This is a genomic window from Amycolatopsis sp. NPDC005003, from assembly GCF_053600695.1.
Map to the genome: position 1 here is coordinate 1 of NZ_JBSGAI010000074.1, position 20,580 is coordinate 20,580.

General features: G+C 71.7%; 23 protein-coding genes. 5 read left to right on the plus strand and 18 right to left on the minus strand.

All coding sequences use genetic code 11. The features are described 5' to 3' along the window. Positions 1–260: 260 nt before the first annotated feature. From ACWED2_RS45295 to ACWED2_RS45305, 3 genes are all read right to left on the minus strand, one after another. Positions 261–602, minus strand: a complete 342-nt coding sequence (locus tag ACWED2_RS45295; protein ID WP_449696706.1) for a hypothetical protein — start codon at positions 600–602, stop codon at positions 261–263. Then, positions 602–2,260 (minus strand): hypothetical protein, encoded by a 1,659-nt coding sequence (locus ACWED2_RS45300; protein ID WP_449696707.1) that lies wholly within the window; start codon positions 2,258–2,260, stop codon positions 602–604. The genes ACWED2_RS45295 and ACWED2_RS45300 overlap by 1 nt, the downstream gene beginning before the upstream one ends. A 135-nt stretch (positions 2,261–2,395) precedes the next feature. Continuing rightward, positions 2,396–3,424 carry a helix-turn-helix transcriptional regulator gene (locus tag ACWED2_RS45305; protein WP_449696708.1) on the minus strand — a complete coding sequence of 343 codons (1,029 nt, stop codon included), beginning with the start codon at positions 3,422–3,424 and terminating at the stop codon, positions 2,396–2,398. An 89-nt stretch (positions 3,425–3,513) separates the two neighbouring features. On the opposite strand from ACWED2_RS45305, the gene ACWED2_RS45310 reads away from it, so the two are divergent. Next, entirely contained in the window at positions 3,514–3,927 is a 414-nt protein-coding gene (locus ACWED2_RS45310) for a cupin domain-containing protein (RefSeq protein WP_449696709.1), read from the plus strand. After that, positions 3,924–4,325 carry a DUF1304 domain-containing protein gene (locus tag ACWED2_RS45315; RefSeq protein ID WP_449696710.1) on the plus strand — a complete coding sequence of 134 codons (402 nt, stop codon included), beginning with the start codon at positions 3,924–3,926 and terminating at the stop codon, positions 4,323–4,325. Before ACWED2_RS45310 ends, ACWED2_RS45315 begins: the two co-directional genes overlap by 4 nt. On the opposite strand, the gene ACWED2_RS45320 is transcribed toward ACWED2_RS45315, so the two are convergent. After that, complete coding sequence (locus tag ACWED2_RS45320) at positions 4,322–4,744, minus strand: MarR family winged helix-turn-helix transcriptional regulator (protein ID WP_449696711.1); 423 nt, start codon at positions 4,742–4,744, stop codon at positions 4,322–4,324. The genes ACWED2_RS45315 and ACWED2_RS45320 overlap by 4 nt on opposite strands. Before the next feature lie 45 nt (positions 4,745–4,789). On the opposite strand from ACWED2_RS45320, the gene ACWED2_RS45325 reads away from it, so the two are divergent. Then, positions 4,790–6,073 (plus strand): amidohydrolase family protein, encoded by a 1,284-nt coding sequence (locus ACWED2_RS45325; RefSeq protein WP_449696712.1) that lies wholly within the window; start codon positions 4,790–4,792, stop codon positions 6,071–6,073. Here ACWED2_RS45325 and ACWED2_RS45330 read toward each other — a convergent pair. The 8 genes from ACWED2_RS45330 to ruvC form a co-directional block, all read right to left on the minus strand. Then, entirely contained in the window at positions 6,049–8,403 is a 2,355-nt protein-coding gene (locus tag ACWED2_RS45330) for a RelA/SpoT family protein (RefSeq protein WP_449696713.1), read from the minus strand. The genes ACWED2_RS45325 and ACWED2_RS45330 overlap by 25 nt on opposite strands. A gap of 187 nt (positions 8,404–8,590) precedes the next feature. Further along, the gene (locus ACWED2_RS45335; RefSeq protein WP_449696714.1) at positions 8,591–9,109 is read right to left on the minus strand and encodes an adenine phosphoribosyltransferase; all 519 of its coding nucleotides are present in this window, start codon (positions 9,107–9,109) and stop codon (positions 8,591–8,593) included. A 1-nt stretch (position 9,110) separates the two neighbouring features. Continuing rightward, the gene (gene secF / locus ACWED2_RS45340; RefSeq protein ID WP_449696715.1) at positions 9,111–10,337 is read right to left on the minus strand and encodes a protein translocase subunit SecF; all 1,227 of its coding nucleotides are present in this window, start codon (positions 10,335–10,337) and stop codon (positions 9,111–9,113) included. 1 nt (position 10,338) lies between these two features. Continuing rightward, the gene (gene secD, locus ACWED2_RS45345) at positions 10,339–12,132 is read right to left on the minus strand and encodes a protein translocase subunit SecD (protein WP_449696716.1); all 1,794 of its coding nucleotides are present in this window, start codon (positions 12,130–12,132) and stop codon (positions 10,339–10,341) included. A gap of 235 nt (positions 12,133–12,367) precedes the next feature. Then, positions 12,368–12,778: a preprotein translocase subunit YajC gene (gene yajC, locus ACWED2_RS45350; RefSeq protein WP_449696717.1), complete on the minus strand. Its 411-nt coding sequence runs from the start codon at positions 12,776–12,778 to the stop codon at positions 12,368–12,370. 120 nt (positions 12,779–12,898) lie between these two features. Continuing rightward, positions 12,899–13,966, minus strand: coding sequence for a Holliday junction branch migration DNA helicase RuvB (gene ruvB, locus ACWED2_RS45355; protein WP_449696718.1), 1,068 nt, complete (start codon positions 13,964–13,966; stop codon positions 12,899–12,901). An 8-nt stretch (positions 13,967–13,974) separates the two neighbouring features. After that, positions 13,975–14,571 carry a Holliday junction branch migration protein RuvA gene (gene ruvA / locus ACWED2_RS45360; RefSeq protein WP_449696719.1) on the minus strand — a complete coding sequence of 199 codons (597 nt, stop codon included), beginning with the start codon at positions 14,569–14,571 and terminating at the stop codon, positions 13,975–13,977. After that, entirely contained in the window at positions 14,568–15,158 is a 591-nt protein-coding gene (gene ruvC, locus ACWED2_RS45365; RefSeq protein WP_449696732.1) for a crossover junction endodeoxyribonuclease RuvC, read from the minus strand. Before ruvC ends, ruvA begins: the two co-directional genes overlap by 4 nt. 73 nt (positions 15,159–15,231) lie before the next feature. Between ruvC and ACWED2_RS45370 the strand changes: the two genes are divergently transcribed. Further along, positions 15,232–15,672: a cupin domain-containing protein gene (locus ACWED2_RS45370; RefSeq protein WP_449696720.1), complete on the plus strand. Its 441-nt coding sequence runs from the start codon at positions 15,232–15,234 to the stop codon at positions 15,670–15,672. Here ACWED2_RS45370 and ACWED2_RS45375 read toward each other — a convergent pair. The 5 genes from ACWED2_RS45375 to ACWED2_RS45395 form a co-directional block, all read right to left on the minus strand. Beyond that, positions 15,669–16,220, minus strand: coding sequence for a DUF4262 domain-containing protein (locus ACWED2_RS45375; protein ID WP_449696721.1), 552 nt, complete (start codon positions 16,218–16,220; stop codon positions 15,669–15,671). The two genes, ACWED2_RS45370 and ACWED2_RS45375, sit on opposite strands and share 4 nt — an antisense overlap. An 86-nt stretch (positions 16,221–16,306) precedes the next feature. Then, positions 16,307–17,062: a YebC/PmpR family DNA-binding transcriptional regulator gene (locus tag ACWED2_RS45380; protein WP_091310751.1), complete on the minus strand. Its 756-nt coding sequence runs from the start codon at positions 17,060–17,062 to the stop codon at positions 16,307–16,309. A 41-nt stretch (positions 17,063–17,103) separates the two neighbouring features. Beyond that, positions 17,104–17,730, minus strand: coding sequence for a pyridoxal 5'-phosphate synthase glutaminase subunit PdxT (pdxT, locus tag ACWED2_RS45385; RefSeq protein WP_449696722.1), 627 nt, complete (start codon positions 17,728–17,730; stop codon positions 17,104–17,106). Between the two features lie 252 nt (positions 17,731–17,982). Further along, positions 17,983–18,303: an AzlD domain-containing protein gene (locus tag ACWED2_RS45390; protein WP_449696723.1), complete on the minus strand. Its 321-nt coding sequence runs from the start codon at positions 18,301–18,303 to the stop codon at positions 17,983–17,985. Further along, positions 18,303–18,995 (minus strand): AzlC family ABC transporter permease, encoded by a 693-nt coding sequence (locus ACWED2_RS45395; protein ID WP_449696724.1) that lies wholly within the window; start codon positions 18,993–18,995, stop codon positions 18,303–18,305. The genes ACWED2_RS45390 and ACWED2_RS45395 overlap by 1 nt, the downstream gene beginning before the upstream one ends. Positions 18,996–19,063: 68 nt before the next feature. Here ACWED2_RS45395 and ACWED2_RS45400 point away from each other — a divergent pair, with 68 nt between their 5' ends. Beyond that, entirely contained in the window at positions 19,064–19,627 is a 564-nt protein-coding gene (locus ACWED2_RS45400) for a helix-turn-helix domain-containing protein (RefSeq protein ID WP_449696725.1), read from the plus strand. On the opposite strand, the gene ACWED2_RS45405 is transcribed toward ACWED2_RS45400, so the two are convergent. Then, on the minus strand, positions 19,624–20,553 hold the full coding sequence (locus tag ACWED2_RS45405; protein ID WP_449696726.1) for an AraC family transcriptional regulator: 930 nt from the start codon (positions 20,551–20,553) through the stop codon (positions 19,624–19,626). The genes ACWED2_RS45400 and ACWED2_RS45405 overlap by 4 nt on opposite strands. Positions 20,554–20,580 lie beyond the last annotated feature (27 nt).

Here is a 20,580-nt window from a genome sequence, read left to right on the forward strand (position 1 = left end):
GTCGGGTTTGTCAAGGCGGGAAAGCGTGCCTTGACAAACCCGACCGCCGACTGAAGAGAAGGCTGGGATGAGGGGCGGGGGAGGTCTGGTGAGGTTGTTGGTCGCCTCGCGCTCCCGGCCGGCGGTTCGCGTGTTGTCGAGTCCAGGCTCCGGCTGTTGGCCGCCGGTTCGCATCCCCCGTTCGGCCGATTCGGATGTCCCCAGTGGACCACCCCGGAGGCGGCCGATTCCGTCGGTCCCCTCCCCGCCTGCTGCGGCCGTCAGCCGAAGATCTTCTGCACCTGATCGGAGATCTTGGCGACCAGCTCCGAGAACTGCACGACCCCGCCCAGCAGGCCCTTGACCTTCTCCCAGCGGCTGCGCACCACCGCCGGCTCCGCGGCGTCGCCCGCGCGCAGGTCGGCCGCCAGGTCGGTCAGCGTGTCCTCCAGTACCTCCTGCTTGGCCAGCTCCTTCCCGCGCACCTCGGTCGTCAGCCGCTCGATCAGGTCGAGCAACGACGAGACCGCCGTTTCCGCGCCGCCGGCTTCGATGCCCGTCTGGGTGATCTTGCCCGAGTTGTCGCCGCCGATGCTGACCTTGTTCGTGATGCGGTGGCTCATCAGGTCTCCGTCTTGGCCGGGCGGCCGGGGGCCGCGGATGGGCGCGGGCGCGGGGTGCGCAGCCCGGTCTGGGTGATCGTCCCACGGTTGTCGCCGCGGATGGTGACGTCGTTGTTGATCACGACCGATGCCTGCTCGTCGAACTTCGCCGTCGAGAAGCCGGCGTCGCCGAGGAGCTTGCCGATCGCCGGCAGGAGCCGGCTTTCGATGATCTTCTCGTACCGCGCGATGTCGACCAGCTGGAAGTAGTCGGCGAGCAGGTTCACCGACGCGAGTTCGCGCAGCGTGTTCGCGGCGCCGTAGCGGTCCGGGTCCAGCACGCCGGGCTCGCGCTTCGGCTGCCGGATCCACGACGCGAGGTTCACGATCCGGCCCGGCAGGCTCGCCGGCATCTCCAGCCAGGCCAGCAGGCCCTGGCCGAGCGGGCGCAGCGAGTCCGGCCGCATCTTGTCCACCACGCGGTACTCGGCCCGGATCGGCGGCAGCATGTACGGCGTCCACTCGACGTACAGCGTCGTGTCGTCCACCGCGACGTGCAGGAACGTGGTGAGCACCAGGTCCCGGTCCCAGGTCTCCACCTGGAAGGACAGGTAGTAGCGCGCCCATTCCTTCGGCTCCGTGCGGAGCCGGGCGACCTCGGCGGCGGTGAGCCGGGTGTGCGGCGGGCGCTCGATGTCCGGCAGGTAGGCGGCGGCTTCCGGGGTGCCCAGGTGGTCGACGAGCTCGGTGGCCGGGGTGAACACCGCCTCGGTCACCGTCAGCCCGCCGAGCCGGTGGTCCGGCGACAGCGCGTTCGCGTGGCGGAGGTTCGCGATCGCCGTGCGGATCCCGTCGTACAAGGTCTCGGTCGTCAGTTCCGGGCGGCCTTCGCCGTCCTCGACCCGCTCCAGCGGGATCGCCATCGACCAGGCGTCCCGGCGGAACCCGGCGCCCACGAACGGGTTGTACCCGCGGTACACCACCAAGGGCGCCCCCGGCGCCTCGGCGGACTCGGTGCTCCCCTGGTAGCGGGCGAGCTGGTTCCGGAAGTCTTCGGTGAGCAGACCGGTGAGGCTGCCACCGCCGCCGGCCGGGTCGCCGCCGAACCGCCGGAAGCGCGTCGTCAGCAGGTTCCACAGGGACCACCGCTCGATCGTCACGGCCACGCACACGACCACCGCGAGCACGATGCCGATGACGGTCCGGGCGGTGTCGCCGCCGGAGGACACCTCGTACGGGTCCACGTCGTAGTAACGGGAGGAGTACCGGCTGCCGGAGCCGAAGATTTCGTCCGAATAGGACAGCAGCAGCCAGGCGACGACGACCGCCAGCCCCAGCACGAACGCCGTCTTCGGGTTGATCGCCTTCTCCAGCGCGTAGGCGCTCTTCCCGGCCCGCGTCACGACGAGCAGCAGCGACAGCACGATCCAGCCGTAGAGCAACGGGTTGTCCCACAACAGCCCGATGACGACGGCCATGAGCAGCACCAGCAGGCCGTCGAAGTTCTTGCGGCGCGCCCGCGCCCGCACCGCTTCGGTGAGCACGCGGCCCGCGTCGAGGCCCGGTGACGGCGGGACCGGGCGGGTGGGCTCGACGAGGAACTCCGTGATGGCCCGCTTGCTGTAGGCGGGATCGAGGTAGGACGCCGCGCAGAGGTAGCGCGTCGTGTCGTCGGCCATGCCGCCCCCTTGTCAGGCCGGGGCCGCGATCGCCGGACAGCTCGCTCCCCCGCAAGTTGCAGAAGGTAGCATGCTGTCACGAAAAGCGGGACGGTAATTCCGGCAGCAAACCGGCATTTCCCCAAGCTGAAACGCTCAGGACATCAGCCTCGCGGTCAGTTCCCCACGGCTGCGGACACCGACCTTGCCGAACACCGCCTTGAGGTGGTCCTGCACCGTGTGCGCCGAGATCGCCAGCCGGGCGGCGATGTCCGTCGTGGACAGTCCGGCCAGCACCTCCCGGCAGACATCGCGCTCCCGGGCGGTCAGCCCGTAGGCGGCGAGCAGGACACCCAGCAGCTCGGCGCCCGAAGCGCGGTCGAACGTCACGGCCGTCTCGCCGTCCGTTTCCCCTTCGCCCGTCACCAACCGGCTGGCGTGCAACACGATCCAGCCGTCGTGGGCGTCGCGGACCCGGGCGCGGAACGTCCCGGTCGCCGCCGCGCGGGCTCCGGTCACCACCGCGCGCAGCACCACGGCGAACCGGCCCGGGGCGATCTCGTCGAGCTCGGCGCGCCACGCCGCGGCCGCCGCGGTCGCCGCCCGCTGCCTGCCGTCCGGGCCGACCACCACGATCGCCGGTTCGCACCCGCCCCCCGTCCCGCGGGTGCGCGCGGCCACCCGCGTCGCCGCCGCCAGCGCCGGCGCGACCGCCGTCAGGAACTCGACCTCGCGGTCGCCGAACTCGCCGCGCCGCACCAGGCCGGCCGCACCCCACGACGTCCCGTCGACCCGGAACACCACCCGCAGTTCGTGGCCGAGCCCCAGCGGCCGCCAGACCTCGGCGAGCCGGCCGCTGCGCTCGGCGACGCGGCGGGGCAGGTCGGACAGCCGCGCCACCGGCACCGACCGTTCCGCCAGCTCGGCGAAGGTGTGGGGCTGGGCGCCGTCGTATTCGTAGGTCGCCAGCAGCGGCTCGTACTCGCCCGGGATGCGGGCCCGGCCGCTGGTCATCGAGCTGATCACCGCGGTGTCCGGGTCGAGCGACGCCCAGCAGGTCAGTTCGGCGGGCACCACGCGGTCGACCAGCTCGATGGCGGCGGCGTGCAGCTCGGCGACGCCGCGGCCCGCCGTCGCGAGCGCGGCGACCTCCCGCCGCACTCCCTGCGCCCGGCCGTCCCACATGGAGGCAGTATGCGCCGCCCGCGGCGGCCCGCGGTATCCCACTTTTCCGGGATGGCCCGCCCGCGGCCGCGGTTCCTAGCGTTGTCGTCATGACCCACTTCAGTGCGCCGGGCCAGGGCCCGGAACTCGACAGCAAGGACGCGCGGATCACCGTCAAGGTCGGCGCGGAGCACACCGGTGGCGCGTACGAGGTGTTCGAGGTCGACGCGCCGCGCGGGCCGTCCGTCCCGCCGCACACCGAGCCCTGGGCGAAGAGCTTCTACGTGCTGCACGGACGCATCACGGTCTACGTCGACGGCGAACTCCACGACCTCGGCCCGGGGGCGGCCATCAGCGTCCCGGCGGGCGCGGCGAACACCTTCACGGTGCACACGCCGTCGGCGCAGTTCCTCGCGGTGTGCCTGACGGACGGGATGGGCCGGTTCTTCCGCGCCGTCGACCAGGCGGCACCGGAGCAGATCGCGGAGATCGCCGGGCGCCACGGGATCGAGCTCGTGCCGTGAACGCCGTCGCGCAGGTCTTCGCCGGGCTGGCGGTGCTGGTGCACCTGCTGGCGTTCACCTGGGAGGTGGTGCTGTTCGAACGGCCTGGCGTGCACGAGGGCATCTTCAAGATCCCGGCGGCGAACCTGCCGGCCACCCGGCTGTGGTCGTTCAACGTCGGCTTCTACAACTTGTTCCTGGCGGCCGGCCCGGTGCTCGGCCTGGTCCTGCTGCACACCGGGCACGCCGACGCCGGGCGCGCGCTGGTGCTCTACTGCTGCGGGTTCATGCTGCTGGCCGGGATCGCCCTCGGCGTGTCGGACCTGCTCGCGCTCAGCCGCCCGCGCGGGGCGGGCCGCGGTGGTGCCCTCGCGCAGGCGGTGCCGCCGCTGGTCGCCCTGGTCGCGGCGCTGTTCTAGCCGGATTCGAGCAGTTGCTCGCTCCAGGCCCGGATCGCCGCGGCCTGTTCGGGCGTGAGCCGGTCGAGGACGAGCCGGCGAAGGTTGGCGCCGTGGGCCCGGACGGCGTTCTTCGCCGTCCGGCGGCCTTCGCCGGTCAGCTCGATTCCGGTGCGCCGGCTGGTCGCGCCGTCTTCGATCCGCGCCACCAGGCCGCGCTTCTCCATCCGCGTCAGCAGGTGCGCGACGCGGCTCTTCTCCCAGTCGAGCGCGTCGGCGAGCTCGCCGACGCGCATCGGCCCGGTCAGTGTCATCAGCACGCTGAACTCGGCCTTCGAAATGCCGCAGTCGCGCTGCAGCCCGCGATCGAGTTCGCGGGCGAGCTGCCGCTGGGCGCGCATCCAGGTGTCCCAGAACTCCCACTCCGCCGGCTCCAGCATGGGCGTAGCATACAGAGTTGACGCGTCAACTCATGGAGGAGACCGATGAAGACACTGCTGCGCGGCGGCATGGTGGTCAGCATGGATCCGGCGCTCGGGGACCTGCCCCGTGGCGACGTGCTCATCGAAGACGGCCGGATCGCCGCCATCGGCGCCACGCTCGACGTCGACGTCGACGTCGAGATCGTCGATGCGACCGGGAAGATCGTGCTGCCCGGGTTCGTCGACACGCACCGGCACACCTGGCAGACGGCGTTCCGCGGCTTCGGCGCGGACTGGACGTTCGACCAGTACCGCGTCGCCGCGCACCGCACGCTCAAACCGCACTACCGACCGGAGGACGTCTACCTGGGCAACCTCCTCGGCCGTCTCGAAGCCCTGAACTCCGGCGTCACGACCATGCTCGACTGGTTCCACTGCGCCCTGCACCCCGAGAACGCCGACGCCGCGATCGCCGGGCTGCACGACGCACCCGGCCACTCGATCTTCTGCTACGGCGCCGACGGGCCGGACATCACGCCGGAGATCCGGCGGGTGCGCAAGCTGTTGCCGGGCGACGACATGGTGCTCGGCCTGCGCGGCCCGGTGATCTCCACAATGGACGAAACCGCCGCGGATGTCGCGCTGGCACGGGAACTCGGGCTGCCGGTGAGCACCCACGTCCACGGTACCGGTGGCTGGCCGTACGGCGACCGGCCGATCGCGGAGATGCACGCCCGCGGACTGCTCGACGACCGCACGACCGTCATCCACGGCAACGGGCTCTCCGACGACCAGCTGGCGATGCTCGCCGACGCGGGTTCCTCGGTGTCGATCAGCCCCGACGTCGAGCTGAAGATGGGCTTCGCCCCGCCCATCACCGGCCGGGCGCTGGCCGCCGGCCTCCGCCCGACGCTGTCGGTCGACGACTGCCTGTCCGCCGGCGGTGACCTGTTCGGCGCCATGCGCACGGCCTTGGCCGCCGACCGCGGCCTGACGACGCGGACCGTCCTCGAGTGCGCCACGGTGAACGGCGCCCTGACCTGTGGGCGCGACACCGGCCGCCTCACCCCCGGCAAGGCCGCCGACCTCGTCCTGCTCGACGCCGAGGACCCGGCCATCTTCCCCGTCGGCGATCCGGCCGGGAGCATCGTCAGCGCCGGCCACCCCGGCCTGGTCGACAGCGTCTTCGTCGCGGGGAAGGCGGTCAAGCGCGACGGCAGGCTGCTCGGCGTCGACCTCCCGGCCCTGCGCGCGCGGCTGCTCGAATCCCGCGACCGGATCGCCGCGGCCGCGGGCATCCCGGTCGACGGGTCGTGGCGGCCTCAGGAAGCCGACGTCACGCGGTAGACGTCGTAGACGCCTTCCACGCCGCGGACCACCTTCAGGACGTGGCCCAGGTGCTTCGGGTCGCCCATCTCGAACGAGAAGCGGCTGACCGCGACCCGGTCGCGGGACGTGGTCACCGACGCCGAGAGGATGTTGACCTTCTCGTCGGCCAGCACCTTGGTCACGTCCGACAGCAGGCGGTGCCGGTCGAGCGCCTCGACCTGGATGGCCACCAGGAACACCGAAGACGCCGAGGGCGCCCACTCGACCTCGACCAGCCGCTCGGGCTGGGACTGCAGGTCGCCGGCGTTCGTGCAGTCGGTGCGGTGCACCGACACGCCGCCGCCGCGGGTGACGAAGCCGAGGATCTCGTCGCCCGGCACCGGGGTGCAGCAGCGGGCCAGCTTCGCCCAGACGTCGCTGGCGCCCTTGACCACCACGCCGACGTCGTTGGAGCCGCGGCGGCGGGTCACCGTGGACGGTGTCGCGCGCTCGGCGAGCTCCTCTTCGGCGGCGTCGACGCCGCCGATCAGCGCCACCAGCCGCTGCACGACGTGCTTCGCGCTGGTGTGCCCCTCGCCGACCGCCGCGTACAGCGACGAAATGTCGGCGTGGCGCAGCTCGGTGGCCACCGCGCCCATCGACTCCGCGGAGACCAGCCGCTGGATCGGCAGGCCGACCTTGCGGATCTCCTTGGTGATGGCTTCCTTGCCGCCTTCGATCGCCTCGTCGCGGCGTTCCTTGGCGAACCACTGCCGGATCTTCGCGCGGGCCTTCGGCGAGCCCGCGAACTGCAGCCAGTCGCGCGACGGCCCGGCGTTCTCCGCCTTCGACGTGAAGATTTCGACGACTTCGCCGTTTTCCAGCTTGCGCTCGAGCGCGACCAGGCGGCCGTTGACGCGGGCACCGATGCAGCGGTGGCCGACCTCGGTGTGCACGGCGTAGGCGAAGTCCACCGGCGTCGAGTCCACCGGCAGCGTGATCACGTCGCCCTTCGGCGTGAACACGAAGATCTCGCGGGCGGCCAGCTCGTAGCGCAGCGACTCGAGGAAGTCGCCCGGGTCCGCCGCTTCCCGCTGCCAGTCGAGGAGCTGGCGCATCCACGCCATCTCGTCGACGTCCATGGCGTTGCCGGTGTGCGTGCCCTTGGTTTCCTTGTACCGCCAGTGCGCGGCGATGCCGTACTCGGCCGTGCGGTGCATCTCGTAGGTGCGGATCTGCACCTCGAGGGGCTTGCCGTCCGGGCCGATCACCGTCGTGTGCAGCGACTGGTAGACGCCGAACCGGGGCTGCGCGATGTAGTCCTTGAACCGGCCGGGCACCGGCTGCCACAGCGCGTGCACGACACCCATGGCGGCGTAGCAGTCGCGGACGTCCTCGACCAGGATCCGGACGCCGACCAGGTCGTGGATGTCGTCCAGGTCGCGGCCGCGGACGATCATCTTCTGGTGGATCGAATAGTAGTGCTTCGGGCGGCCCTCGACCTTCGCGGTGATCCGCGACGAGACGAGGTTGCTGGTCAGGTCCGTGATCACCGAGCGCAGGTAGATGTCGCGCGAGGGCGCGCGGTCGGCGACCAGGCGGACGATCTCGTCGTACTTCTTCGGCTGCAGGATGGCGAACGCGAGGTCCTCCAGCTCCCACTTGACCGTGGCCATGCCGAGGCGGTGGGCCAGCGGGGCGAGCACTTCGAGCGTTTCGCGGGCCTTGCGGGCCTGCTTCTCCGGCGGCAGGAAGCGCATGGTGCGCATGTTGTGCAGCCGGTCGGCGAGCTTGATGACCAGCACCCGGGGGTCCTTGGCCATCGCGATGACCATCTTGCGGATGGTCTCGGCCTCGGCGGACGAGCCGAGCTGCACCTTGTCGAGTTTCGTGACGCCGTCGACGAGCTCGGCGACCTTCTCGCCGAAGTCCGCCTTCAGGCTCTCGACGGCGTACCCGGTGTCCTCGACCGTGTCGTGCAGCAGCGCCGCGACCAGCGTCGTGGTGTCCATCCCCAGCTCGGCGAGGATGGTGGCGACGGCCAGGGGGTGGGTGATGTACGGGTCGCCGGACTTGCGCCGCTGGTTGCGGTGCAGCTCCTCGGCGACGTCGTAGGCGCGCTGGAGCAGGCCGAGGTCGGCGTTGGGGTGCAGCTCGCGGTGGATGACGGCCAGCGGCTCGAGGACCTGCTTGACCGGGGCGGCGCGCTGGGCGGTGATCCGCCGGGCGAGGCGCGCCCGGACCCGCCGGGTGGCGGACGGGTTCGGCGCCGCACCGTTCGGCTTCGGCGGCGCGGGCTGTGCCGCCGCCTGCCCGTTCTGCGGGGCGCCCTGCTTCGCGGGCACCGCGGCGTCGAGCTCCTGGCTCACCCGCACCTCCTGCTGCTCGTGCGGCCTTCGGACCACCAGGGTAGCCGTTGCGCCTCGCAGCCCTGCCGGGTGCGCCCGTTCAGGGGGATGTGGAACCCGTCACCAGCGCCTTCACCACCCACGCCGTCGTGAGTGGTAATTCGGGTTAGAACCCGAATTACCACTCACGAGAGCCGCGGCAGACCTGTCAGCAGGTGCGGAGGGCGTGGATCTTGCGGTCGCCGAGGACCTGGCGGCCGCCCAGGGCGGCAAGCTCCAGGACCACCGAGACGCTGTCGACCACCGCGCCCGCGTCCTCCAGGAGCTTGCCGGTCGCCGCGACCGTGCCGCCCGTGGCCAGGACGTCGTCGAGGACCGCGATGCGCTGGCCCGGCCGGACCACGCCGGCCGGGAGCTCCACCGTCGCCGTGCCGTACTCCAGGGCGTAGTCGACGCGGCCCGCCACCGCCGGGAGCTTGCCCGGCTTGCGGATCAGCACCACGCCGAGGCCGCGGGCGTACCCGACGGCCGCGGCGAGGAGGAACCCGCGGGCCTCCACGCCGGCGAGCGCCTCGACCGAAGGATCGAGGGTGCCCGCCAGCGCGTCGGTGACCGCCTTGAACGCGCCCGCGTCCGCGAAGAGCGGGCTCAGGTCGCGGAACAGCACGCCGGGCTCGGGGAAGTCCGGCACCTCGGCGATCAGGCCGAGGGCGTCGTCGAGCTCCACGTCAGCGCTTCCGCTTGCCCGCGGGCTTGCCGGCCGGGCGCTGCTTCTGGATCCGGGCGGGGACGCTGGCCGCGGCCGCGTACGCCTTCTCCTTGCGCAGCTCCTTCGCGAGGGCGTCGTCGTCCGAGGCGTCGAAGTCCTCGCCCGCCGCCTTGCGCTCCTGGCTGGCCCGCCGCTGGCGGACGCGCTCGGCCTGCTGCGCGTACTTCGGGTCGCGCATCTTGAAGTCGACCAGCAGCGGCGTCGCCAGCGCGACCGACGACAGAACGCCGACGAGGGTACCGGTGAGCTGCACCAGCGCCAGGTCCTGCAGCGTGCCCGAGCCGAGCAGCACGTACCCGACGATGAGCAGGCCGAGGATCGGCAGCAGCGCGATGAACGCCGTGTTGAACGACCGCATCAGGGTCTGGTTCAGCGCGAGGTTCGCGGCCTCGCCGTACGTGCGGCGGGTCAGCCCGAGCAGGCCGCGCGTGTTCTCGCGGACCTTGTCGAACACCACCACCGTGTCGTAGAGCGAGAACCCGAGGATGGTCAGCAGGCCGATGACCGTCGCCGGGGTGACCTCGAAGCCGACCAGCGAGTACACCCCCGCCGTGACCAGGATGTCGTGCAGCAGCGAGATCAGCGCGGCCGCGGCCATCCGCCCGTCGAAGTAGATCGCCAGGAAGATGACCACCGCGACGAGGAACACGCCGAGCGCGATCAGCGCCTTCTGCGAGATCTCGCCACCCCAGGACGCGCTCACCGCGCTGTCGCTGATGGCCTGGACGCTGGGCTGGCCGTTGGTGCCCTTCGGGCCCAGGTCCTGGAACAGGCCCTGCTTCAGCTTGGCGACATCGGCCGCGTTCAGCGTGTCGGTGCGGATCTGGATCGTCGCGGCGTTGCCGGTGCCGACCTTCTGCGCCTCCGAGGCCGGGTGGCCGAGGGCCTTCTGGAACGACTCCTTCGCCTGCTCCTCGGTGATCACGCCGTGGATGCCGTTGGCCGGCATCTGGATCTGCGTGCCGCCCTCGAACTCGATGCCGAGGTTGAAGCCGCGGAAGATCATCGAGGCGAGGCACACCAGCACCAGCGCCGCGAAGAAGATGTACCAGCGCTTGCGCTTGCCGACGACGTCGAACGCGCCGGTGCCGACGTACAGCCGGTGGAAGACGCTTTCCTTCTTGCCGGGCTTCGCCGCCGTCTTGGCGTTGCCTTCGGCGTCCGTGCCCAGTTCTTCGACCCCCATGTCAGGCCTCCTTCACGTTCGCGCGGCCGACCGTGGTCGACTTCTTCCGCTGCGAACCCACTTGCTGCACGGCACCGAGGCCCAGATGCCTCGGATTGGACAGGAACGCGTTCTTGGACGTGGACACCATGGCCACCAGCGGGTGCGTCACCAGGTACACGACCACCAGGTCGAGCACCGTGGACATGCCGAGGGTGAACGCGAAGCCCTGGACGTCGCCGACCGCGATCACGTACAGGATCGCCGCGGCCAGGAAGCTGACCGCGTCCGACGCCAGGATGGTGCGCCGGGCGCGGACCCAGCCGCGTGGCACCGCGGACCGGAACGTCCGGCCCTCCCGGATTTCGTCCTTGAGCCGTTCGAAGTAGATGACGAACGAGTCCGCCGTGATCCCGATGGCGATGATCAGGCCGGCGATGCCCGCGAGGTCCAGCGTGTAGCCGATCCAGCGGCCGAGCAGCACCAGCACGGCGAACACCAGCGCGCCGGACAGGGCCAGCGACAGGATGGTGAGCACCCCGAGCAGCCGGTAGTAGAACAGGCAGTAGATGAACACGACGAGCAGGCCGATGCCGCCGGCGATCAGGCCGGCCTGCAGGGACGCGAGGCCGAGCGTCGCCGACACCGTGGTCGCGTCCGAAGAGGCGAACGACAGCGGCAGCGAGCCGTACTTGAGGATGTCCGAGAGGTCCTTCGCCTCGGACTGGGTGAACTTGCCGGTGATCTGGGTGTTGCCGTCGAGGATGGCCACCTGGATGTTCGGCGCGGACACGACCTGCGTGTCGAGCACGAACGCCGCCTGCTGGCCGGTGTTCTTCGAGGTGAAGTCCGCCCAGATCTTGGTGCCCTCGCTCTTGAAGCTGAGGTTCACCACCCACTGGCCGCGCTGCTGGTCGTAGCCCGAGGTCGAGTCGGCGATCTCGGTGCCCGGCAGGAACTCCGGCTCCAGCAGGTACTTGTAGGTGTTGTGGTCACCGCAGGCGACCAGCGGCAGCTTCGGGTCGTCGTTGCCTTCGAGGGCGTCCTTGGCGTTCGGCGCGCAGGTCAGCGCGGCCATCGCCTTCGAGACGAGCTCCTGGTTCGGCTGGCCGTCGGCGCCGATCAGCTGCGGGTTCTGCCGGAGGGCCTTGGCGGCCTGGATCTCCTTCGCGGTCTCCGCGTCGACCGAGCCGTCCGAAGGTGCCGGCGCCGAGGTGGACGCGGGCGGCGGGGTGCTGCCGCTCGGCGCGGCCGGCGTGGTGCTCTGCTGCTGCGCGGGCGCGGCACCCGGCGCGCCACCGCCACCGGTCTTGGTGGTGGTCGGGGCCCCGGAGGTGGCCGCGGGCGAGGACGGCGGGGCCGAGGTCGTCGGGGCGCCCGAGGTCGGCGTGCCCGTGGCGGGCGGCGGCGGGTTCGTCTGCGGCGGCACCACCGGCTGGGTGGCGGCCGAGACGACCTTCCGGAAGCCCAGCTTCGCGGTCTTGCCGAGGTTCTTCGCCTGGTCGCCCTGCTCGCCGGGGACCGTGATGACGACGTTGTTGCCGTCGAGGAGGACCTCGGTGCCGCTGACGCCGATCCCGTTGACGCGCCGTTCGATGATCTGGCGCGCCTGGTTCAGGGACTCGCGGGTCGGCTGGCCGCCGTCAGGGGTGCGGGCGGTGAGCGTGACCCGGGTGCCGCCCTGCAGGTCGATGCCCAGTTTCGGGGTCGGCTTGTGGTTGCCGGTGAGGAACACCAGCGCGTACAAGACGATCACGATCAGGGCGAACAGGGCGAGATAGCGTCCCGGGCGGAGATGCCCGGCTGAAGCTGCCACGGTGCTTCGGTCTCCTCGGACGGGGTGGACCCCAACGTTGCGGTGCCCGCCCGGAGGGTTACCGGGAGGGACTGTGTGCATTCACCGACCGTGTGCGATTCACTCCCGGGCACGGGTATGACGGCGGACACGCACGCAGCACCGAGACACTACTCGGTGCTGCGTGAGCCCGGCGTGCGAGGCCACACCGACTTTCGTCGGGAGTCCTGCCCTCGCCCAGGAGTGCCGCGGAAGGCTACTTCTTGCCGTGCTCCAGCGGCGGCGCCACCTGCGCGGTGGTCTGCGGCTCGTCGTCCTTGATGCCGGAGGTCGACTCGATGATCTTCGGCTCCTCGGCCGGGGTCTCCTCGACCTCGTCGGCGGAGTCTTCGTCGGTCTCGACGACCGGCTCGACCTTCTCGCGGACGGCCAGCCGCAGCCAGGTGGTGACGACACCGGGGGCGATCTCGATGTCGATCGTGGTGTCGCCCGTGGCGTCGGCGACGGTGCCGTAGAGACCGGACGTGGTCATCACGCGGTCACCGGGCGCCAGGCTGCTCTGCAGTTCCTGCTGCGCGGCCTGCTGCTTCTTCTGCTTCCGCGTGCTCATCACCAGCGGCACGGCGAGGACGAGCACGAGCAGCAGGGGCAGCAATAGCTGTTGCATGATTCTCCGTTCGACGGACACCCGGGCCCTGCCGAAATGTCCGGTTTTTGGGTATGTGCTCCTGTCGAGTGTGCCAGGTACCAGCGCGGACGCCAGCACCCACCCGCCGGTACGGGCCGCTCAGTCCTCGTCGAACAGCGACGGCCCGCCCTGGTCCGGGCGCCCCGGGAGGTCCGCGGGCGGCACCATGCCGAGGTGTTCCCACGCGGTCGCGGTAGCGACGCGGCCGCGCGGGGTGCGGGCGAGCATACCGGCGCGCACCAGGTAGGGCTCGCAGACCTCTTCCACGGTGCTCGCCTCCTCCCCCACGGCCACCGCGAGCGTCGAGATACCCACCGGCCCGCCGCCGAACGACCTGGTCAGCGCGGTCAGCACGGCCCGGTCGAGCCGGTCCAGCCCCAGCTCGTCGACGTCGTAGACGGCCAGCGCGGCGCGGGCGACGTCGCGGGTCACCTTGCCGTCCGCGCGGACCTCGGCGTAGTCGCGGACCCGCCGCAGCAGCCGGTTCGCGATCCGGGGCGTGCCCCGCGAGCGGCGGGCGATCTCGGCGCAGCCGTCGCGGTCGATCGGGATGTCGAGGATCGTCGCCGCCCGGCGCACGACCAGCTCGAGCTCGGCGTCGGTGTAGAACTCCATCTGGCCGGTGAAGCCGAACCGGTCGCGCAGCGGGCCGGTCAGCGAACCGGACCGGGTGGTCGCCCCGACCAGCGTGAACGGCGCGATCTCCAGGGGGATGCTGGTGGCGCCCGGGCCCTTGCCGACGACGACGTCGACCCGGAAGTCCTCCATCGCCAGGTAGAGCATCTCCTCCGCCGGGCGGGCGATCCGGTGGATCTCGTCGATGAACAGGACGTCGCCCGGTGCGAGGTTGGACAGCATCGCGGCGAGGTCGCCGGCGCGTTCCAGGGCCGGGCCCGAGGTGATCCGGATGGCCGCGCCCAGCTCGGCGGCGACGATCATCGCCATCGACGTCTTGCCCAGGCCGGGCGGGCCGGACAGCAGCACGTGGTCGGGCGGCACGCCACGGCGGCGCGCGCTCTCCAGCACCAGCTCCAGCTGCTCGCGCACGCGCAGCTGGCCGACGAACTCGTCGAGCTTGCGGGGCCGCAGCGTGCCCTCGACGTTCTCTTCGCCGGTCTGGGCCCACGCCGAGAGGGCCTCTTCCTCGTCCACCGCTTCATACTCCACGGCCGCGCCTACCGCTTCCGGCCGAGGGTGGCCAGTGCCGCACGCAGCACGCTGGACGTGGTGTGGCCGTCACCGTCGGCGAGGACCTTGTCCACGGCCTGCTCGGCCTGCTTGGCCGGGAACCCGAGCCCGGCCAGCGCCTCGACGACCTCGGCGCGCAGGGCGCCGGGCGCGGTGACGGCGGGGGCGTCGCCCGTGCTGCCGAGCGCGGTGACCTTGTCGCGCAGTTCGAGGGTGAGCCGCTCGGCGCCCTTGCGGCCGATGCCGGGCACCGAGGTGAGCACGGTGATGTTGCCTTCCACCAGCGCGGCCCGCAGCTTGTCCGGGTCCAGCACGGCGAGGGTGGCCAGGGCCAGGCGCGGCCCGATCCCGGACACCGTCTGCAGCAGGCCGAACAGCTCCCGGGCGTCGGCGTCGGCGAACCCGAACAACGTCAGCGAGTCCTCGCGGACGATGAGCGCGGTGTGCAGGCGGGCCTCTTCGCCGCGGCGCAGGGTGGCGAGGGTCGCCGGGGTGGCCTGCACGGCGAAGCCGACCCCGCCGACCTCGACCACGACGTGGTCGAGGCCGACCGACAGGACTTCTCCGCGTACCGACGAGATCATCGTGCTGCTCCAGGCTTCTTGGTCGTGGCTTGCTTGGCCGCGGCGGCCAGCCGGGCCTTGTGCGTGCGGGCCATCTCGGCCGCGCGGGCTTCGGCTTCGGCGAGCCGGGCCCGCATCGGCTCCCGCCAGAGGTGGCAGATGGCCAGGGCGAGGGCGTCTGCGGCGTCTGCGGGCTTCGGCGCGACCTCGAGGTTGAGCAGGCGCATCACCATGGCGGTGACCTGCGCCTTGTCCGCCCGGCCCGAGCCGCTGACCGCGGCCTTCACCTCGCTGGGCGTGTGGAAGACGACCGGCAGGCCCCGGCGCGCGGCGGCCAGTGCGACGACGCCGCCGGCCTGCGCGGTGCCCATCGCGGTGCGGACGTTGTGCTGGGCGAAGACGCGTTCGACCGCGACGGCCTGCGGCCGGTACTTGTCCATCCACCGCTCGACCTCGTCGGAGATGCCGAGCAGGCGGTGGGCCAGATCGGCGTCCGCCGGCGTCCGCACGACGTCGACGGCGACGCAGCGGACGGCCCGGCCCTTGCCGCCGTCGACCACGCCCAGGCCGCACCTGGTCAGACCGGGGTCGACCCCGAGCACCCGCACCCGCATTCCTCCCGCCGCGAACATCAGTTCGAGCTTGCAGGCTACTGGGCACGTCTGCGGCAGGATGGGTGACATGCCGGAGCCATCGGATTTCGTCACCCACCTGGGGCTCGAGCCCCTGCCGGTCGAAGGCGGGCAGTGGGCGCAGAGCTGGCGTTCCGACGCCGGGTCCGCGATCTATTACCTGCTCGTCGCGCCGGAGTTCTCCGCGCCGCACCGGCTGGACCGCGTCGAGGTGTACGTCCACCACGCGGGCGCGCCGGCGGAGATGCTGCTGCTGCACCCGGACGGCTCGGTCGAACGGCCGGTGCTGGGCACCGACGTCGCCGCCGGGGAGCGGCCCCAGGTCGTGGTGCCCGCCGGGACCTGGCAGGCCACGGTCACACGGGGCGAGTGGAGCCTGCTGGGCACGGTCGTCGTGCCGCCCTACACGGACGACTGCGTGGAGTTCGCGCCCGCTTCGGAGCTGGCGTCGAAGTATCCGGAAGCGGCCGCCGACCTGGGGAAGTTCTAAGGGCCGTCGACGCCCGGCGTCCAGCTCTCGGGGTCGCCGCTCTCGGTCAGCACCAGCTGCCAGCGGGCGAAGCCCTCGGGCGCGTCCGGGTGCCAGGGGAATTTGCCCTCCGGTGTCGCGACGATCAGCTGCAGCGCCGGGAAGTCGCCGTCCGGGTAGATGAGGAACGCGGTGCCGAAGTACTCGGGGTAGTGCCCCTTGTTGACGCGCTCGAGCACCACCGGGACGCCCTCGAAGAAGTCGTCGTAGCGCCTGCCGACCTCGAAGATCTCGCCGTTGGCGGCGCGGTCGACGTAGGCGTCGAGCAGCACCTGCCCCATCTGGCCGGGCAGCCCGACCACGACGGCCTCCGGCACGTTGTGCAGCGCCCACGCGCAGGCGGTGAAGGAGTAGCCGGCGCCTTCGTCGTCACCGGCGACGTTGATGACGGCGTTGCCGCGTTCCTTCGCCTGCCCCTCGATCCATTCGATGAGGCGCAGTTCTTCCGCGGACAGTTCGGCGGTGATGTCGGCGGCAGCGGCGGGGGTCGTCGAGGTCACGGCGCACATTCTGCCTGACGGCCCGCCTTCGGCCCAGTGCCCGGGCCGGTAATTTTCCGGCCCGGGCACGAAGGCATTGCGACGCAAGGGAAAACTCAGCCGACTTCGGCGAGCACCTCGTCGGACACATCGAAGTTCGCGTACACGTTCTGGACGTCGTCGCAGTCTTCGAGGGCGTCGATCAGCTTGAAGACCTTCTTCGCGCCGTCGGCGTCGAGCGGGACGCTCACCGAGGGCAGGAACGTCAGGTCGGCCGACTCGTATTCGAAGCCGGCGTCCTGCAGCGCCTTGCGGACCGGCACCAGGTCGGTCGCCTCGGAGACGATTTCGAAGCTCTCGCCGAGGTCGTTGACCTCTTCGGCACCGGCGTCGAGCACCGCCATGAGGACGTCGTCCTCGGCCGCGTCACCCTTGGGCATCAGCACGACACCCTTGCGGTTGAACAGGTAGGCCACCGAGCCGGGGTCGGCGAGCGAGCCGCCGTTGCGGGTCAGCGCGGTGCGGACCTCCGACGCCGCGCGGTTGCGGTTGTCGGTGAGGCACTCGATCAGGACGGCGACGCCGTTCGGGCCGTAACCCTCGTAGGTGATGGTCTGCCAGTCGGCGCCACCGGCCTCTTCACCGGCGCCGCGCTTGCGGGCACGCTCGATGTTGTCCTGCGGGACCGAGTTCTTCTTCGCCTTCTGGATGGCGTCGTAGAGCGTGGGGTTGCCATCCGGGTCGCCACCACCGGTGCCCGTGCGGGCGGCCACCTCGATGTTCTTGATCAACCGCGCGAAGAGCTTGCCGCGCTTCGCGTCGAGGTTGGCCTTCTTGTGCTTCGTGGTGGCCCACTTGGAGTGGCCGCTCATCTCTCCTCCATCTGTTCCGTACCCCGGCCGGGCACCGCGTCTCAGGCAGCCTTTCGCACGAGGTCGACGAACAGCCGGTGCACCCGCACGTCGGGCGTGAGTTCCGGGTGGAACGCGGTCGCCAGCACCGCCCCTTGCCGGACCGCGACGATCCTAGCGGTGCCGGTGTCCACGCCGGGCACGCCGCTGACGGTGGCCAGCACCTCGACGCCGTCGCCGGCCTTCTCGACCCAGGGAGCGCGGATGAACACGGCGTGCACGCTGTCGTCGATCCCGGCGAAGTCCAGGTCGGCCTCGAAGGAGTCGACCTGCCTGCCGAAGGCGTTCCGCCGCACGACGATGTCGAGCCCGCCGAGCTGCTGCTGGTCGGACCGCCCGTCGAGGGTCTGCCGCGCCAGCAGGATCATCCCGGCGCAGGAGCCGAAGGCGGGCAGCCCGTCGGCGATCCGCGCCCGCAGCGGCTCCAGCAGCTCGAAGCTCTCCAGCAGCCGTGACATGGTGGTGGACTCCCCGCCCGGCAGCACCAAACCGTCCACTTCGGACAGCTCGGCGGCCCGCCGGACCGGCACGGCCCGCGCACCCGCTTCGGCCAGCATGGCGACGTGCTCGCGCACGGCGCCCTGCATCGCGAGCACACCGATGACCGGTTCCGAAGACTCTCCTGCCACCCGACCTCCCGAAAGACCTTCCCACCAGCCTAGACGCACCGGCCGCACGCCTTACCGGCAGGTCAGACCCGCTCCCGCCCGCCCCCTCCCCCAGGCATCACCCGTGCCCGAGCGGGCATCACCCGTGTCTGGAGGGGCATCACCCCGATGCCCCTCCGATCACGCGTGATGCCCCTCGGATCACGCGTGAGGCCCGGCTGGTCACGGGTGATGCCTCTTTCCGCACGCCGGGCCCACGTCCGGGCCGCCGGGTCAGGGGACGCCGGCCAGCCTCAGCAGGGCCGCGGTCGCCGCGGCGGCGACCACCACCAGCGCGAACGGGGCCTTCCGCCACGCCAGCACGCCCGCCACCAGCACCCCGGCCGGGCGGGCGATGCCCGCGAAGCCGTGCCCCTCCGTCAGCGCGCTGACCGCGACCAGCGCCGCCAGCAGCACCACCGCCGCCAGTGCCATCAGCCGTTCCGCGCGGGGTGTCAGCTTCACCCGGCTGCGCAGTACCGGTCCGGCGAACCGGAAGGCGAACGTGCCCGCGGCCAGCACGGCCGTGGCGATCAGCAGTTCCGTCCCGTCCATCAGCGCGCCTCCGCCGGCTCGGGGTCCTTCGCCGCCACTCCCGCCAGCACGCCGGCCAGCGCGAGCAGCACCGGCAGCCCCGCCGGCAGGAACGGCGTCGCGGCCAGGGCGACCAGCACCCCGATCAGCACCGGCAGCCGGGCCGCCTTGTCGCGCAGCGACGGCAGCACCAGCGCCAGCAGCACCGCCGGGAACGCCGCGTCCAGGCCGAACGCGTCCGTGTCGCTGATCGCCGTCCCGGCGTACGCGCCGACCAGGACGCCCGTGTTCCAGAAGACGAAGATCCCGAGCCCGCACGCCCAGTAGGCCGCGCGGCGGCGCGGGGCTTCCTCCTGGGCCATCGCGAACGCCACCGTCTCGTCGCTCATCAGGTGGCTGCCGAGCGCCCGGGTGCCGCGGCGCCGCCCCACCGCGTCGCCGACCGCGAAGCCGAACGGCAGGTGACGCGCGTTGGCCAGCAGTCCCGCCAGCACCGCCGCGAACGGGTTGCCGCCGGCGGCCACGATGCCGATGAACATGAACTGCGACGCGCCGGCGAAGACCAGCAACGACATCAGCATCGGCAGCCAGAGCGGGAAGCCCGAGCTCACCGCGATGGCGCCGTAGGAAACGCCCACGAGACAATCGGCGAGACAGACCAGGCCGATGTCACGGGCGAGACCCCGATCCAGTGTTCGCCATATCGAACGCATGTGTTCTATGGTGAACACAGGGCCACGTGTTCGTCAAGGCGAACGAACAGACCGATGGAGCGAACAGCATGTCTCAGGAAGCCACCGGGGCGCCGCTGGAGATCATCGCGGCGTCGCTGCGCCGCGAACGGACCCGCGCGGGGCTCTCCCTGACCGAGGTCGCGCGCCGCGCCGGCCTCGCCAAGTCGACGCTCTCGCAGCTCGAGTCGGGTACCGGCAACCCGAGCGTCGAGACGCTGTGGGCCCTCGGCGTCGCTCTCGACGTACCCTTTTCCCGGCTCGTCGAACCGGAACGGCCCAAGGTCCGCGTGGTCCGCGCGGGCAAGGGGCCGACTGTCTTCGCCGAGCACTCCGACTACGCGTGCACGCTCCTGTCGGCCTGCCCCACCGGCGCCCGGCGCGACATCTACGTCGTCCGCGGCGAGCCGGGCACGCCCCGGCGCTCCGACCCGCACATGACCGGCGTGGTCGAGCACATCGTGCTCTGCGCGGGCCGGGCCCGCATCGGTGTCATGGACGCCCCGGAGGAACTGCTGCCCGGGGACTACATCTGCTACCCGGGCGACGTCCCGCACATCTTCGAGGCCCTGGAACCGGGCACCTACGGCGTCGAGATCTCCGAGTACATCTAGGGTTTCGCCGCGGCCGCCTTCGACGCGCGCCAGCGTCCGGGCGGTGTCCCGTGGTGGCGTTTGAACGCGGCGGCGAACGCGAACTCCGACGAGTAGCCCAGGGAGTGCGCGATCGCGGCGAGGCCGGCGTCGCCGTCGCGCAGCTGCTCGCGCGCCAGCGCCATGCGCCAGTCGGCGACGTAGGTCAGCGGGGCCACGCCGAGCAGCCCGGTGAACCGCCGCGCGAAGGTCGCGCGAGAGAGCGACGCCTCGCCGGCGAGGTCCGCGACCGTCCACGCGCGTGCCGGGGTCTCGTGGACGGCGCGCAGTGCGGCTCCGACCGCCGGGTCGTCCATCGCCCGGAACCACGCGGGAGCCGTCCGCAGGTCGGCGGCGAGCTGCTCGCGCAGCACCTGCACCAGGACGACGTCGAGCAGGCTGTCCAGCAGCGCCTGCTGCCCCGGCGCGTCGCGGAGGATCTCGGCGGCGAACACGTCGAGGACCGCGCGCAGGCTCGACCCGGCCCGCGGGCGCACCACGGTCAGGTCCGGCAGCCCGGCGAGCAGCCCCGCGCAGAGTTCGCCGTCGAAGGTGTACGCGCCGCAGAAGAACGTGGTCGGGTCGCCCGCCTCCGCACCGAACCGCATCCGGCGCGTGCCCGCGCCCGGCTCGGCGGGGTGGTACCGGAACGGCTCGACACCGGCGCCCGGCGTGTGGGCCATGAACTGGCGGACCGGGCCGCGGACCAGGACGACGTCGCCGGGCAGCACGTGGCGGGCGCACGCCGGGTCTCCGGTCCACGCGAAGGCCTCGCCGCCGAGGATGCCGTGGATCGCGAGCTTGGCGCCGGTGGGGAACTCGATGCCCCAGTCACCGCGCGCCGTCGTGTGCGAGAACGCGGCGCCGCGGGCCCTCGAACGCTGCAGCAAATCTGTGAGGACGTCCACGCCATGAGACGATCGCATATCTTTTCG